A 15,338-nucleotide genomic window follows, 5' to 3' on the forward strand; every position below is an offset into this window, starting at 1 on the left:
GTCCCGGGACGTCGGCGTCACGCGTGCCGGGTGCTCAGTCGAGACAGAACTCGTTGCCCTCGACGTCCTGCATCACGATGCACGACTCGTTGTCCTCGTCGGCGAGCAGGGTCCGCAGGTGCACCGCGCCGAGCGCGACCAGCCGCGCGCACTCGGCCTCGAGGACGGCCAGGCGCTCCTCGCCCACGAGCCCCGTGCCGACCCGCACGTCGAGGTGCACGCGGTTCTTGACGGTCTTGCCCTCGGGGACGCGCTGGAAGAACAGTCGCGGGCCGACTCCGGAGGGATCGGCGCACGCGAACCACGCCCCCCGCTCCGCGGGCGGCAGCGAGCGATCGTGGTCCTCCCACGTGGCGAAACCCTCCGGCGGCGACGGGACGGCGTACCCGAGCACCTCGCACCAGAAGCGGGCGACGCGCTCGGGTTCCGCGCAGTCGAAGGTGACCTGGAACTTCTTGATCGTTGCCATCCGGTCACCGTAGCAGGGGGACCCGGTCGGCCAACTCACCTTTTTTCATGGGCAGGTTGACGGGAGAAATCCCGTGCCGGACCGGCTGCCGCGCCGTCCCGGCCGTGCGGGTGCCGCCGTCCGGACCATGCGGGTGTCACCGTCCGGGTCCCGTCGGAGGCACCCTGCCGGCGACCCTTCTCGGCCACGCACGACCCCCTCTCGGCCACGCGTGCACCCCGGGATCACGGAACACGTGAAGGCGCGAGGGATGTCACTTTCCGTAGTGGCGGACGTCGGTGGTGTACTGCCGCGCCCGCTCGCGCACGACGTCCGGCAGCTCACCGCGGGCGAGGTCGGCGAGCGTGGTGGCCTCCAGCACCTGGCGCAGACTGGTGCGCACCGCCCGCCACACGTCCGGGAGCACGGCCGCCGCCCCCGGGTGCTCCAGGTCGGTCAGGCTCAGGTCCCGCACCTTGGCCAGGGGGCCGTCCACGGCGCGGATCACCGCCGCGAGGCTGATCTCCTCGGCCGCCTCGGCCAGCAGGTATCCGCCCTGCGGGCCCCGTACGCTGCGCACCAGATGGGCCAGCCTCAGCTCTCTCAGGATGCCGAAGAGGAACCGGACCGGAATGTCCTGACGGTCCGACAGCTGCTCGGCCGTCAGGGGCGTCTCGCCGGCCGCCGCCAGCTCCGCCATCGCCCGCACCGCATAGTCCGTCCTCGCCGTGATCCGCATCCGGCCAATTTCTCACATCCGCAAGGACTTTGACGCCATCGCACGGGCTCGACGGCGGTCCGCGCCGGCACGGAGCGTGAAGGGCGACCACCGGTGATCATGCCGGAGTCGGAACGGATGCCGGGCGGCGGAGAACGGCACCCTTGCCCGTAGTTCACAAAAATGGTGAACTACAGCGCACTCACTCCCGGGCCCTCGGTCCATGAGCAGCTCCACGCGACACCAGCGCAGCCGTCCACACCACGCACGGCGCGAGCGACAGCGCGCACGGGCGCCCATCCGGCCAAGCGGCCCGGCAGGCAGGAGGCACGACATGACGTCATTAACACCGCGGGGATCCGTGGCCGTCGTGGGGGTGGGGGCGGCCGGTGCCCTGGTCGCCGTACAGCTCTGCGAAACCGCCGTCCGCCGCCGGATCCCCCTGGAACTCCTGCTGATCGACCCGGCGGGGGAGGCAGGCCGCGGCACCGCCTACTCCACCCGCGACCCGCGGCATCTTCTCAACGTGCCTGCCGGGAACATGAGTTGCTACCCCGATGACCCTGGACACTTCGTACGGTGGCTGTGTCGCCACGGCGAACCCACGGTCACCGCGGCCGACTTCGTCTCGCGCTACCGCTACGGCGCCTATCTCGCGGACACCCTCGGCCGGGCCGTCATCGCGGCCCACGGCACGGTCACCGTCCGCCGGCTGCGCACCCGGGTCGTCGACTGCCGCTGGAGCGAGGGACCCGGCGGGACCGCCCGGCTCGACCTGGCCGACGGCACGGCCGTCGACGCCGACAGCGTGGTGCTGGCCACCGGCCCCAATCCCTCCTCGTCCGCGTGGCTGCCGTCCGCCCTGCGCGACAGCGACCGTTTCGTCGCCGACCCCTGGGCACCGGACGCCCTGGACGCCCCGGCCGACGAGCGGTGCACGGACGACGTGCTGCTGATCGGCACCGGGCTGACCGCCGTGGACGTGGCCCTGCGGCTGCACCGGCCCGGCCGGACGGTGCACGCGGTGTCCCGCGGCGGGCGACTGCCCCAGGCGCACGCCGTGACCCCCCTGCCCGCGGTGGCCTGCGCCGAGCCGCTCACGGGGCGGCCGCTGCCGGACGTGCGCACCGCGGTCTACCGGCACGTCGGCCGGGTCATGCGCGCCCAGGGCGACTGGCGCCCCGCGCTGGACGGACTGCGCCCGCTCACGGCGGAGTTGTGGGCGTCGCTGCCCGCCGACGAGCGCGCCGAGTTCCTCGAGCGGGACGGCTCCCTGTGGAACGTGCACCGGCACCGGATGCCCCCGGCCACCGCGGAGAACGTGGCCCGGATGCGCCGTACGCGAGGACTGCGGGCGCTGCGGGGGCGGATCACCGACGTCCGGACGCTCCCGGACCGCTCGCTGCGCGTCTCCCTCACCGACGGCCGGGAGTTTTCCGTGGGCTGGGTGGTGGACTGCACCGGGCCGGGCCTGCGGCTGGCGGACACGGCCGATCCGCTGTGGCGGAACCTGCTGCGGCGCGGCGACGCGCTGCCCGGCCCGCTGGGCATGGGCGTGTCCACCGAGGACGGACGGCTGCGCGACCGGGACGGCCGGGCGGGCCGCGCGTGGTGGACACTCGGTTCGCTCCGCCGCGGCGAGCTGTGGGAGACCACCGCGATCCCGGAGATCCGCGGTCAGGCCGCGGCCGCGGCGGAAGCGGTGCTCGACCGGCTCGCCGTTCCCCTCGTCCGTGCCGCGTCCGCCCGCCGCGCGACCCGGCGCCCCACCGACGGCGGCGGCCTCGCCCTGAGCACCCACTCCGCCGCCGCGGCCGCCTACCGGTCGGGGGTGGACCGGCTGCTGAAGGTACGGGCCGGGGCCCCGGAGGCGTTCCGGCGGGCCACGGCACTCGACCCGGGCTTCGCGGCCGCCCACGCCGCGCTCGCCCTGATCGGACACGAGTGCGGGGCCGACGTGGACGTCTTCCGCTCCTTGGCCGAGGCCCAGCGCAGCGCGCGTGAGCGGGCCGACGACCGCGAGCGCTCCTTCGTCGACGTGGTGACCCGGCGCGTCCGGGGCACGGTCGCCGAGGGCGACGCGGCCCTCCTGCGCCACCTGGAGGACCACCCGGGCGACCGTCTGGCGCTCGCCACCGCGGTGCCGACCATCGCCTTCTCCGGCCTGTACGACCTCGACGGCGGCGCCGCGCTGCGGCTGCTGGAGAAGACCGCGCCGGTCCACGAGGGGCACTGGTTCCACACGTCCCTGCTCGCCTTCGTACGCCAGGAGGAGAGCCGCTACGACGAGGCCGAGACCCTGGCGGAGCGGGCCCTCGCGGTGGAGCCCGGGTCGGGGCACGCCATGCACGCCCTGGCGCACGTGCACTACGAGCGCGGCGACCACGACAAGGGCCGCGAACGGCTCGACGCGTGGCTGAGCGGTCAGGGCCGCGGCGGCACGCACCGCGCCCACTTCGCCTGGCACGCCGCCCTGCACGAGCTGGCCGTCGCGGACGCGGCGGCGGTCCGGCGCAGGTGGGCGGGGCAGCTGTCGCCCGGGAAGGTCAACGGCATCCGGGCCCTGGTCGACTCCGGTTCCCTGTTGTGGCGGGCTCGGATGTCCGACAGCTGGCCGGGCCCCCTGCCGATCGACGACGTACTGGAATCGGTCTCCGCCGACATCCTGGAGCGCCCGACCACCGCCTTCACCGCACTGCACTCCGCCATCACCCTCACCGCCGCGGGAGACCTGCCGGGACTGCGGCGGCTGCAGACACACGCGCTGGACGCCGACCGGGTGCAGCGCGAGGTCATCGCCCCGCTGTGCGAGGCGTTCACCCACCTCGTGGAGGAGGACTGGGCCGAGGCGGCGCGGCGGCTGGAGCGGATCCTGCCGATGCTCCGCATGGTGGGCGGCAGTGCCGCGCAGCGCGAGGTCGTGGAGGAGACCCTGCTGTACGCGCAGGTCTCGGCGGGCCTGTGCACCGCCGCCCGGGTACGCCTGCAGGAACGTCTGGACCGCCGTTCCTCGCCGCACGACCGGCACCGGCTGGCGGCGCTCCCCGTCTGAGGGGAGCGGACCGCGCGACGGCGACGAACGGCTCCGGTGTCCCCGGCCGGCACTCCGGGGATGCCGGTGGCGGCGGCCCGCCGCCGCGCGGCGGGCGACGGGAGGGGCCCCTCGCCGGCACGGTCCGACCTCGCGTCGGCCGCGACGCCCTCGGCCTCGCCGCCGCAGCGACAGCCACAGCCACAGCCACAAAAAGTACGTGCGTCCGAGGACCGGCCCCCGGACGCGTCCCGGCCGCCGGCCTTCGCGTCGCGCGGGTGCGGGTGCGGGCCGGGTGCATCCGGCGGGGCCCGCCGCGCCGAACATCTCCTACCGGCACCGCACCGTCCCGCCCACCACGAGGACCCCATGTCCGCTTCCCCGCCTCCGCCGCCCGAGTCCGTGTGGGACTACCCCCGGCCGCCCGCCGTACGGGAGGACACCCGTCACGTCCGCGTCGAGTGCGGCGGCCGGCTCGTGGTGGACACCGGGAGGGCGGTGCGCGTCCTGGAGACCAGCCACCCGCCGGTGTTCTACGTCCCTCCCGCGGACGTGAGTCTCGACCTTTTGCGTCCCGCCTCCGGCGGCACCTGGTGCGAGTGGAAGGGCGAGGCACGGTACTGGGATCTGGTGGTGGGTGACGACGTGCGCGAGCGGGCCGCCTGGAGCTACCCGCGGCCCGCTCCCGCCTACCGTCTGATCACCGACTGCTTCGCCTTCTACCCGGGCCGGGTCGACCGCTGCACGGTCGACGGGGAGGAGGTGCGGGCGCAGGACGGCGACTTCTACGGCGGCTGGATCACCCGCGACGTGCGCGGTCCCTTCAAGGGAGCGCCCGGAACGCTCAGGTGGTGAGGAGCAGGCTCCCCCGGGACCGCCTCGCCGGGACCGGCGAGACGGTCCCGGTCGACTCAGGCCTTCAGGGCGGACCCCTCGCCGGTCCGGCCGGCCGGTCGGCAGTCGCCGTCCGGTACCGGCCCGGTCGTTCGGGTGCGGACCCCGACGACGAGGGCCGCGGCGAGTCCGTGGCCTGATACGCACTCCGCACTCGATCACCTGCGGGCCCGGTGTCCGCGCGGATCACTACAGTTGCTCCGCCGGCCGCGCCCGTGCGATCGGATCCGCTCTCGAAGGAGTTCCCCAGTGCGTGCCCGAAGACCTGCTGCAATCCTCACGCTGGTACTGGCGATCGCGTCGTTACCTCTGTCCGGTGCCCCCGGCGCGGTGGCGGCCGAACCCCGGGACGGCATCGTCCTGCCCGTACGGTCCCACTGGCAGACCCTCGCCGACAGCCGTCACGTGTACGTCAGCGCCCCCGGCGACGACGCCGTGCTGGTCACCGACCACGACGGGCAGGTCGTGAAGAAGGTGGAGGGCCTCGACGGGGCGCGGGGCATGGCCGAGTCGGCCGACGAGTCCACCCTGTACGTGGCGCTCCCGGAGGCCGACGCGATCTCCGTCATCGACACCGCGACCCTGACCGAGACGCGACGCGTCCCGACCGGGGCCGACACCGGACCGGAGAACCTCGCCCTCGCCGGTGACCGACTGTTCTTCGGCTATCAGGCCACCGTCTTCGACGGCGGCATCGGATCGGTCACCGTCGCCGGGACGACCCCCACCGTCAGCCTCGACGACAACCCCGTCTGGTACGGCAAGCCGCGGCTCGCCTCGTCGCCGGGCGCGCCTGACCGGCTCGTCGCCGCGGAGAGCCAGGGCGCGCTCGGGATGCGCGTGTACGACGTGAGCTCCGGCACTCTTCGGGAGACCGTCCACAGCGAGGCCGTCGGCAGCGTCGAGGACATCGCCGTGACACCGGACGGCAGCAGCGTGATCACCGCGAACGGCTCCGACTACTACCACCAGCGGTGGCACCTGTCGGACCTGACGGAGGAGACCCGCTACGACACCGGCCCCTATCCCAACTCCGTCGCCGTCGACTCCCACGGCACGATCGCCGCGGGGATCGTGGCGGGAGGGGAGTGGGACGTCTACATCTACCGCTCGGGAGAGACCGCCGCATACCGCACGGTCGCGTTGTCGCCGGGGTACACGGATCTGCTCGCCCGGGGGGCGGCCTGGGCACCCGACGGCAACAGGCTGTTCACCACCCGCTTCCCCTACTCGGGCGAGGTCGTGCTCGGCATCGTCACCGACGTCGCCAAGGCGTCCAGCACGATCACCCTGTCCGCCCCTGCGACGAACCCCGTCGGCACGCCGGTCACCGTGACGGGGAAACTGACCTCGCTGGCCCCCTTCCCCCGGCGCAAAGCGGTCACGGTGACGCGCAACGGCGTGGAGCTGCCGGATGTGAAGGTCGGGCGGGACGGCACTTTCCGCTTCAGCGACACTCCACCGGAATGGAACAGGTATTCCCAGTACACGGTCACCTACGCGGGCGACGACCGGCATGTGACCGGCACGGCGACCGTCATGGTCGAGTTCGTCGGCTGACCGGACCGCACGGGTTCACCCGAGCGGTCCCACGGTGCGGGACCGGAGGGCACCGGCCCCGCACCGCACCGGCCTGCCGGACGCCGTAGGGCCGACGGGATCGGATCGACGCCCGGGCCGGACATCCGTCGCAGGAACTCGACCTGCCGGACTTGCCGCACACCGTGCGGATCGAGGTCGCCGCGCGGGAGGCACCGCCGCGATCAGCGGCCCCCCGTCATCAGCAGGGTGACCGTCCCCGTGGCGACGCACTGTCCGTCCGCCGTCATGACGAACTGCGCGGGGCCCCGGGCCGCCGCCGCCACGTCGACGGCCGTTCCCCGGCTCGGTACGGGGCCGTGCAGCCGGACGGCGAGACCGACCACGGCCTCGGCCGTCGCCCCCCGGTGCAGCAGCGTCGCCTGCCGTCCGGCCTCCAGCACCGCCAGCGGCGGCAGTACGTCGGGACGCCCGGGAAGCAGCACGGGGTGACCGGGGTCGCGGGGGGAGGTCACCAGGCGGCCCTGCGGAGCACGGGCGAGCAGGACGTCCGCCTCGACCGCCGCCCCCACCGCGGCCGCCGGGGGGTGCAGCAGTCCCGCCGGCAGCGGGTCGCCCGGTGACGGGCCGGGGTGCGGCGGGCGGCCCAGGTCCATGGCGCAGGTCCCGAACCGTGTCCGCGCATGGAAGAACTCGGCCGTCAGGCGGTATCCGGTGAGGTCGCCGCCCCGCAGCAGGAGATCGCTGACGGTGAGGCGTACGGCCACGTCGGTCGCACCGCCGCGCTCGACCGGCCGGGTCCGCGGATCCAGCCCGAGGCACACCGCGAGGGGGTGGAGGGGAACGGCGGCCTCGGGCAGGTGCCGCGGTTGCAGGACGGCGGCGAGCTGGCGGGTCGACTCGGCCATGACGACCGGGTGGTGCGTCACGGCGAGCCGGCGCTCGTTGAGCGGGTGCCACCGCGGCCACTGACAGCGCGCCTCGAAGAAGCGGCTGCCGCCCCTGCGCAGTGACGCGACCAGCAGCGCGGACAGGGAGTCCGCGCCGGCCTCGGCGTACGTCGGCGGGTCGCCGGGCGGCGGTTGCGGCGCGGCGCCGGGGCCCGCTCTCCCGTTCGGCGGATCCGGCGTGGTGGTCGGTCGCGTCGTCCCCGTGCCACGCATCGGCGCCTCCTCGGCCGGAACGGGGCGGGGCGCCGCCGCCGGCGTCGTCGAACGGTCGGCACCGGGCGGGTGCCACCCGTACTTCGCACCCGGACGGCCCGGCGGATGCGGACCTCACCACGGCCCGGCCGGGCCCGTCGAAGAGCTCCGGCGGATCGTGCCCACCCGCGCGAGGCGCCGGGCCGCGCCGGAAGCGGGAGCCGTCCGCGGCCCGCGCGGCGGCACCGCCGCCTCCTCAGGCCGCGGCGGCGGGCAGCCGGCCGGCGCCGACGGCGTCGACGAGTGCCCGGTGGTCGCGTTCGTTCTGGTCGGCGTAGCACTCGGCGAACGTCACCAGGGCCCGGTCGAAGGAGTCGCCGGCGCCCAGGTAGGCGGCGATGGCGATGCGGTCACCGGACCTGGCGTGCGCGCGGGCGAGCGTCGCCCCGCACAGGGCGCCGAACGTCCGCATGCCCCGCGGCACCATGTCCTCGGCCACGGCGACGCCCTTCCAGTCCCGCAACTGCCTGACGTAGAAGTCCCGTCGGTGGCCGTCGATCCCCTCGACCCGCTCCCAGCCGAGGAAGATGTCGCTGGTGGCCTGCATCAGCCGCTGTCCGGAGACGACCCGCTCCCCCTGCGTCGGGCAGCCGGTGTCCCCGACGTGGGGTGCCAGCACCGATGCGCCGGCCTCCTTGGCCTGGAGGAACAGCGGGTCCTCGTCGTCGCGCCCCAGCAGCAGCACGATCCAGCACCGGGTGCCCACACTGCCGACCCCGACGACCTTGCGCGCCATGTCCGCCACCCGGTACTGCTCCAGCAGGAACCGCCGGTCCGACGGCAGGGTCCTGCCGTAGCCCTCGATCAGACCGCTGATCTGCTCCTCCAGCCGGCCGCGGCGGTCGTCCGGCAGCAGGTCCTCGAGCGGGGTGACGAGCGGGGGGTCGGGAACGATGCGGCGCCTGCCGTCGACGACACCGGTGAGCTTGGCGAAAGCCTGCAGGGTGTCGTGCGAACGGGCCTTGGCCGCGGCCTGCCCCCAGCGTTCGCGGCCCCGCGCGGACAGGTCGGCGCCGAACCGGGCCCGTACCCATTCCTCGTCGAACTGGGCGTACCACACGGCCAGGTTGCCGGTGCCGGCGAAGGCACGCATGCTCTCGCGGTAGGACCGCACGGTGGCCCGGACGATCGCGGCCCGCTCCTTGGTGCTGAAGCCGTTGGCGCGGCCGGCGATGACGAGGCTGGCGGCCAGGCGCTTGACGTCCCACTCCCAGGGGCCCGGCAGCGTCTCGTCGAAGTCGTTGATGTCGAACATCAGGCGGCGCTCGGGCGAGGCCAGCAGCCGGAAGTTCAGCATGTGGGCGTCGCCGCACAGTTGGGTCCGGAACCCCGTCGTCGGCGTGCCCGCGAGGTCCGAGGCCATGATGGCGGCGGCCCCCCGGTAGAACCGGAACGGCGACTCGGACATCCTTCCGTAGCGGACGGGCACGAGGTCGGGCAGCCGTGTGGCCGACTGCCGTTCGATGATCTCCAGCGGGTCCGGCCGTTCGCGCTCCGGCGCGAACTCCGCGTGTCCGGAGCGGGGTACGGTGGCCCGCGCCGCCCTGCCGAGCGCGGCTCGTTCCTGGGGGGTGCGGTGCCGTACCCCGTGTCCGTCCGGGTGGCTGTCGGTCATGGCAGTGGCTCCAGGGGGAGGTCGCCTTCGCGTACGGCGATCGCGGAAGGCCCGTCGGCGGGAACCGGCCCTTCCGCCGCGCGGCGCGAGCCCCGCGAGGGTTCTCGCGGCGGACTCCTCGCCCGCCGTGTCGAAGGACCGGCGCCGCCCGGCGCGGCCGGCTCACAGGGCTCCTGCACTCAACGTATCCCCGCGGGGGGCACCCGGCGAGCCGGTCACGGGACGGCGGCCCGGTCCCCGCGCCCGGTGGCCGGGTCCGCCCGGTCGTCGTCCAGGAACTCGCGGATCGCGAGGGCCACCAGCGTGAGCACCGCCGTCCACACCACGACCGCCGTGGTCGGGTAGGACCAGGTGAACAGGACGACCGCCGCGACCACCAGGACGGCCACCCCGATCCAGCGCTTGAAACGGTGGACGAACCGCCCGACCGCGCCGAGACGCAGCCCCGCCGAGGTCGCCGTGCCGCGCAGGGCGCCGATGCTCCGGCGGCAGCCGGTCCGGGTGAGGACGGCGATCCGGGACGGTCCGGCCAGGAAGGCGCCCGCGGCGGTGAAGAGGGCGACCGCGGCGAGCGCCCGCACGCCGGCCCGCAGGAACCTGATCAGCGCGTCGTAGACGGATCCCGCGGCCGCCTGGGACACCCCGGCCGGCAGACGGTCGAGGTAGACGTCCCGGGTCACGGTGAGGGCGATGCCCAGGACCAGCATGGCCACGAACACGGCCAGCGCGGCCCCGATCAGCGCGTGCCGGCGGTCGAACGCCACGTACACCCCGGCGGCGGCGACCAGCAGGGCGATGAGGGGCAGCCAGCCGCCGAGGATCTCCAGCACGCGCACGTAGGTCCTGACCTGGCCGATGTCCTGCGAGGAGAACACCACGAAGTCGGTGTGCACGTCCGGGATCCTGGCGGCGGGCGAGAAGCCGGCGTCGACCAGTCTTTCCTTGACCTGGGCGACGATCGGCCCCACATCGACGACGACCTGGTCGTTCTTCAGCTCGACCGGTCCGTCGGCCTGCCCGGTCAGGGCCTTGTCCAGAGCCGAGTGCGCCCTGCGGTTGGCGTCGACCCAGACGGTCTCGAAGGCGCTGCTGGTGACCACCCGCTCCACGGTGCTGCCGACCAGCTGCTTGAGCCCGTTCTCGATCGGGCCGTCGAGATCGCCGAGCAACCGGGCCACCCGCGGCGGGACCCCCTGCTGCCCGGCCGCGTCCGTGAGCTGCCGGACCAGCGCGTCCACGTCGACCTGCGCCAGTACGGCGTCGGTGACCCGGTTCGTGACCGCCTTCTGCACGTCGGGGTCGCTCGCCAGCGGGCCGACGGTGGCGACGTAGCGGTCGGTGTCCTGCACGATGCTGTTCGCCCACACCGCCACGACGGACAGCAGCGACAGCAGGGCCGCGAGGAGGATCAGCAGGGCCGAGCCGAGCGAGCGCAGCGGATGGTGCCGGTGCGTCCTGGCGGGCCCGGCGGCTTCCAGGGCCCTGACGCGGCGGCGCAGTTCACCCAGCTCGCCGCGCTCCCCCGCCGAGAGCTCTCCGTCGCCGCTGTCGCTCATGGCCACCAGCAGAACCGTCCGGCCCGCGGCGTGCGACCCGGGAGCACCGGGCGGGTGAACGGCGTACCGAGGTGCGGGGCCGGACGGGCGATGCTGCAATGAGGGAGGCGGGGGCGCCGGGGGGTCGGCCGTGAGCCTCGGAGGTGACGCCGTGAGCGAGGACGTCGGAGAATTCGAAGAGATGGGCCCCATCGACTACCTGGTCGTCGAGTTCCCCGGGAACCGCATGACCGGGGAGGGTCTCCCCCTCCTGGTCGACCTGGTGGACCGCGGCATCATCCGGGTCCTGGACCTGACCTTCGTCAGGAAGGACGACGACGGGTCGGTCACCGGGATGGAGATCGCCGACCTCACCGGCGACGGCCGGCTCGACCTCTCCGTCTTCGAGGGCGCCTCCTCGGGGCTGCTGGGTCAGGACGACGTCGAGGAGGCGGCCACCGCGCTGGAGCCCGGCTGTTCCGCCGGCATCCTGATCTACGAGAACGTGTGGGCCGCGCCCTTCGCCACCGCCCTGCGCCGCGGCGGAGCCAGGCTGGTCGCCTCCGGACGCGTGCCCGTCCAGGCCCTCCTCGCCGCCCTCGACGAGACCGAGGCCGCCCGCTGAACGGGGCCGCCGACCGAACGGGGCCGCCCGCCGAACGACAAGACCCGAGGTGCCTGACGGGCTGAGAGGAGCCGGTCGTGCCAGGACTCATCCGCGGGGTCGCCCGCACCGCCGTCGTCGCCGGAACGGCGACCGCCGTGTCGAACCGCGTCACGCTGCGTCAGCAGGGACGCTGGGCGGCGCAGCAGGGGTACGGGGCGACGCCCCCACCGCAGGCCCACGCCGAACCGCCTCCCCCACCGCCGGCGACGGACATGGCGAGCAAGATCGAACAGCTGAAGCAGCTCGGCGACCTCAAGGCCCAAGGGGTGCTCACGGAGGCCGAGTTCGAGGAGCAGAAGCGCAGGCTCCTGGCGGCGTGAGCCGCGCCCGCCCACCCGCGCGACAACGCGCGTAAGCGTGAGGCGTGAGGCGTGTCCACGGACTCTCCGGCCGGACGGTGCACCAGGTGCGGAAGCCGGGACTCACCGGCACGGAGCAGCCCCGGTCCGGGCCGGTCTCCCGGGCCTGGCCCGCTCCGGGGCCGTTCAGGGCCGGCCGGGGGCAGCTGCCAGGTCGCGCAGGTGGCGGGCCCACTCGCGGAGCAGGGTGTCGACGGTGTGCGGGAGGTGGAGGCCGTCGTCGAAGACCGCGTCCAGGCCCGCGGCGCCCAGCGGGCTCGTCCACGGGGTGAGGGCGAGGGGGAACTGGAGCGTGCGCGCGTGGACGTAGCGGGTCGTGGCGCGGGTGCCGGCGAAGTCGATCTCTCGCGTCTCCGCGTCGTCGAGTCCGAACGTCGTGGTCAGGGCCGAGCCCTCGGGCAGGAGGGGGGCCAGCTCGCCGAGGGAGATCTGCCGGTGGGACAGTGCCGTCGCCATGGTGGCGTGCACGGCGCTCACCGTGTCGGAGAGCTCGGCCCGCGGCCTCAGCAGGATCGGCAGGAGTCCCAGGTGGCAGCCGACGGGGGCGGAGACCCCCGGGACGCGGCGGGTCGAGACGACGCCGGTGAGGAACTCCCCCGGGGCTCCCACGGCGTGCGCGGCGTGGGCGAAGGCACCGAGGATCCTCGCGAAGCGGGTGACCGTCCCGCTCGCCGGGGTCCGGTCCGGGCGCAGCACGTCGTAGGGGAGGGCGAGACGTCGGTGGACCGCCCGTCCGGACGGGGACGCGCCCTCGCGCCGGAGCCAGGCCGTCCGCGCCGGGGCGACCCCATCGAGAGCCGACCTCCAGTAGGCCAGGGTGGCGGCGTCCGCCGGTCCCGGACCGGCGTGTGGGCCGGCCTGCGCGTCCGCCGCCTCCCGAGGGGCCCGGTCCGGGGTGCGGTACCAGTGGGCCAGGTCGTCGACGACCGTCTGGACGCCCGCGGCGTCCACCGCGTGCTGGTGGAAGGAGATCACCAGCCGGTCCCGGTCCGGGCCGCGCAGTAGCATCAGCCGGACCGGCAGGTCCGTTCCCACGTCGAACGGCCGGTCCGCGAAGGCCCGTTCCCTCGCGTCCGCCCCGGCCGGCCCCTCCTGCGCACCGGCCTCCTCGTACACGAACGGGGTGGACCACTCCTGCGGGTGATGGACGAGGATCCGGTCACGCCTGCGTCTCAGCAGTGAGCGCAGCGCCGGGTGCCCGGCGACGGTGCGCCGCAGGGCGTGCCGCAGTCGTGTCCGGTCCAGCGTGCCGGCGACGTCGAGGGCGACCGTGACGTTGTACGCCGCCGGGTCTCCGAGCCGGCCGGCCAGCCAGATCTCGGACTGGACGGTCGACGCGGGAAGCGGGCGCGTCGTCCCCTCCGCCGGGCCGCCCGGGAAGGCGGGGGGACCCGCCTCGTGAGGCGAGCCGTCCGCGCGGGGCTCCCGCCACCGGCCCGCCCGTAACTGCCCGGCCAGTTCGGACACGGTGGCCCCGCCCAGCAGCCGGTCGATGCCGGGCGCGCTGCCGAACTCGGCCGCCAGCCCGGTCATCAGGGTCATCACCTGCAACGAGCTGCCGCCCAGGGAGAGGAAGGAGTCCGCGGCACGGACCGGCCCACGGCCGAGCACCGCGGCGAGGCGTGCGGCGATCCGCGCCTCGTCCGCCGACAGCGCGGGGCCGGGCACCGGTGGGACGGCCCGGACGGCGAGGCTCCCGGCGAGGGCTCTGCGGTCGATCTTGCCCGTGCCGGTGCGGGGCAACGCGTCGCACAGGACGACGCGGCTGGGCACCACGGCCTCCGGCAGGTGGCCGGCGAGTGCGCGGCGCAGGGCGTCCGGGTCCACGACGGCCCCGGGCGCCGGTACCGCGAACAGCACCATGGTCCGCACCCCGCCCGGCGCGTCCACGGCCACGGCGGCGACTTCGGCGAGGCTCGCGGCACGGTCGGCGAGGACCTCGATCTCGCCGGGCTCCACCCGGTGCCCACTGATCTTCACCTGGTCGTCGATCCGGCCGCGCAGGACCAGCTCGCGGCCCTCGATCCGGCCCAGATCGCCGGTGCGGTACCCCCACCGCCCGCCCAGCGCGTCGAGGGGGCCGAAGCCCGGCCGGGGCTCCGTGGACGCCGCCCCCACATAGCCGAGCCCCACCGGCGCGCCGACGACGCTCACCTCGCCCTCCTCGCCCGACGGTACGACGGCGCCCGTGGCGTCCAGCAGGGCGACCACGGTGTTGTCTAGGGCGGTCCCGGCCGACGGCGTGCGCGGCCAGCCGGCCGGATCACCGGTGAGGACGGCCTCGGTGACCACGTGGGTCTCCGTGGGGCCGTACTGGTTGGTGAGCCGGACCGGCCGGGTGCCACCGCTCAGGAGGCGTTCCAACGCCGCTGTCACGTACGGCTGTTCGCCGGCCGTGGAGATCTCGACGAGACCCGGCAGCACGGCCTTGCGGTACTGCGCCCACTCGGCGAAGGGGCGGAGGGCCGCGAACGGCAGGTGGAGGCGCTGGACGTGCTGCTCCTCGCAGAACCGCAGGAGGTACTCGACGTCCGCCCGGCGGGACTCGTCGAGCACCAGCAGCTCACCACCGGTGGTCAGCGTGCCGAGCACCTCCGTGAGGAAGACGTCGAAGCTGACCCGGGAGAACTGGACCGTGCGGGCCCCCGCGCCCACGCTCGCCACCCGGCGCAGCCAGGAGACCAGGTTCGCCAGGGTGCGGTAGGGCAGCCGGGCCCCCTTGGGGACACCGGTGGAGCCCGACGTGAACAGGACGTAGGCGGGATCGTCGGGAGCGGGTGCCGGCGCGTCGGCGGGAACCGTCCCGCCCGGCTCGGGGCTGCGCAGGTCGACGGTCTCGATCCCGTCGAAGGGCACGTCCCCGCAGGAGAGCAGGAGGGCCGCTCCGACGGCGTGCAGGGCGGCCCGGGAGCGCTCCGGCGGGTGGTGCACGTCGATCGGCACGTACGTGGCGCCCAGGCGCAGGACGGCGAGCAGGGCATCGACGGCGTGGACGCCGCGCTCCGCGTACACGGCGACCGGTGTGCCGGGGCGTACTCCTCGGCGATGCAGGCGGGCGGCCAGGTTCTCCACCGCCGAACGCAGTTCGCCGTAGGTGCGGGCCTCGGCACCGTGCCGGACCGCCGTCCGCCCGGGACGGCTGTCGGCCTGCGCACGGAACGCCGCGTACACGTCCGGGACGGGTCTCACGGCTCCGGCGATGATCGACAGGCCACGCTCCGGCATCGGGTTCCCCTCGTTTCTTCCTCGTGGTGGTGCACGGTCCGGCCAGGGGGGTCCCCGCTGCGAAAGAGCCCGTCGAGGCGGCCGGGACCGCGTCCGGGGCGAGGC

At 74.6% G+C, this 15,338-nt stretch carries 11 protein-coding genes; 5 read left to right on the forward strand and 6 right to left on the reverse strand.

The window, feature by feature from the left end; all coding sequences use genetic code 11:
* Positions 1-34: 34 nt before the first annotated feature.
* Positions 35-469, reverse strand: a complete 435-nt coding sequence (locus tag ACZ5FU_RS24450) for a VOC family protein (RefSeq protein ID WP_451779290.1) — start codon at positions 467-469, stop codon at positions 35-37.
* Between the two features lie 253 nt (positions 470-722).
* Positions 723-1,187: an RrF2 family transcriptional regulator gene (locus ACZ5FU_RS24455; RefSeq protein WP_451525808.1), complete on the reverse strand. Its 465-nt coding sequence runs from the start codon at positions 1,185-1,187 to the stop codon at positions 723-725.
* A gap of 313 nt (positions 1,188-1,500) precedes the next feature.
* Here ACZ5FU_RS24455 and ACZ5FU_RS24460 point away from each other — a divergent pair, with 313 nt between their 5' ends.
* The 3 genes from ACZ5FU_RS24460 to ACZ5FU_RS24470 all read left to right on the forward strand — a co-directional run bounded on the left by ACZ5FU_RS24460 (position 1,501) and on the right by ACZ5FU_RS24470 (position 6,651).
* Positions 1,501-4,218, forward strand: a complete 2,718-nt coding sequence (locus tag ACZ5FU_RS24460) for an FAD/NAD(P)-binding protein (protein ID WP_469046622.1) — start codon at positions 1,501-1,503, stop codon at positions 4,216-4,218.
* A gap of 348 nt (positions 4,219-4,566) precedes the next feature.
* The gene (locus ACZ5FU_RS24465) at positions 4,567-5,052 is read left to right on the forward strand and encodes a DUF427 domain-containing protein (RefSeq protein ID WP_451525806.1); all 486 of its coding nucleotides are present in this window, start codon (positions 4,567-4,569) and stop codon (positions 5,050-5,052) included.
* A 369-nt stretch (positions 5,053-5,421) separates the two neighbouring features.
* Complete coding sequence (locus ACZ5FU_RS24470; RefSeq protein WP_451525805.1) at positions 5,422-6,651, forward strand: hypothetical protein; 1,230 nt, start codon at positions 5,422-5,424, stop codon at positions 6,649-6,651.
* A gap of 203 nt (positions 6,652-6,854) precedes the next feature.
* Here ACZ5FU_RS24470 and ACZ5FU_RS24475 read toward each other — a convergent pair whose 3' ends face one another.
* The 3 genes from ACZ5FU_RS24475 to ACZ5FU_RS24485 all read right to left on the reverse strand — a co-directional run bounded on the left by ACZ5FU_RS24475 (position 6,855) and on the right by ACZ5FU_RS24485 (position 11,003).
* Positions 6,855-7,793 carry a hypothetical protein gene (locus ACZ5FU_RS24475; RefSeq protein ID WP_468642126.1) on the reverse strand — a complete coding sequence of 313 codons (939 nt, stop codon included), beginning with the start codon at positions 7,791-7,793 and terminating at the stop codon, positions 6,855-6,857.
* Positions 7,794-8,028: 235 nt separating this feature from the next.
* Entirely contained in the window at positions 8,029-9,447 is a 1,419-nt protein-coding gene (locus ACZ5FU_RS24480) for a DUF2252 domain-containing protein (RefSeq protein ID WP_451525803.1), read from the reverse strand.
* A 215-nt stretch (positions 9,448-9,662) separates the two neighbouring features.
* The gene (locus ACZ5FU_RS24485; protein ID WP_451525802.1) at positions 9,663-11,003 is read right to left on the reverse strand and encodes a hypothetical protein; all 1,341 of its coding nucleotides are present in this window, start codon (positions 11,001-11,003) and stop codon (positions 9,663-9,665) included.
* A gap of 181 nt (positions 11,004-11,184) precedes the next feature.
* Here ACZ5FU_RS24485 and ACZ5FU_RS24490 point away from each other — a divergent pair, with 181 nt between their 5' ends.
* A complete protein-coding gene (locus tag ACZ5FU_RS24490) occupies positions 11,185-11,607 on the forward strand; it encodes a DUF6325 family protein (protein WP_451525893.1) in 423 nt (140 codons plus the stop codon).
* Between the two features lie 77 nt (positions 11,608-11,684).
* Positions 11,685-11,969 (forward strand): SHOCT domain-containing protein, encoded by a 285-nt coding sequence (locus ACZ5FU_RS24495; protein ID WP_451525801.1) that lies wholly within the window; start codon positions 11,685-11,687, stop codon positions 11,967-11,969.
* A 165-nt stretch (positions 11,970-12,134) separates the two neighbouring features.
* Here ACZ5FU_RS24495 and ACZ5FU_RS24500 read toward each other — a convergent pair whose 3' ends face one another.
* Positions 12,135-15,233: an AMP-binding protein gene (locus ACZ5FU_RS24500; protein ID WP_469046624.1), complete on the reverse strand. Its 3,099-nt coding sequence runs from the start codon at positions 15,231-15,233 to the stop codon at positions 12,135-12,137.
* Positions 15,234-15,338: the final 105 nt, after the last annotated feature.

The sequence above is a fragment of the Streptomyces sp. NPDC031554 genome, from assembly GCF_055580685.1.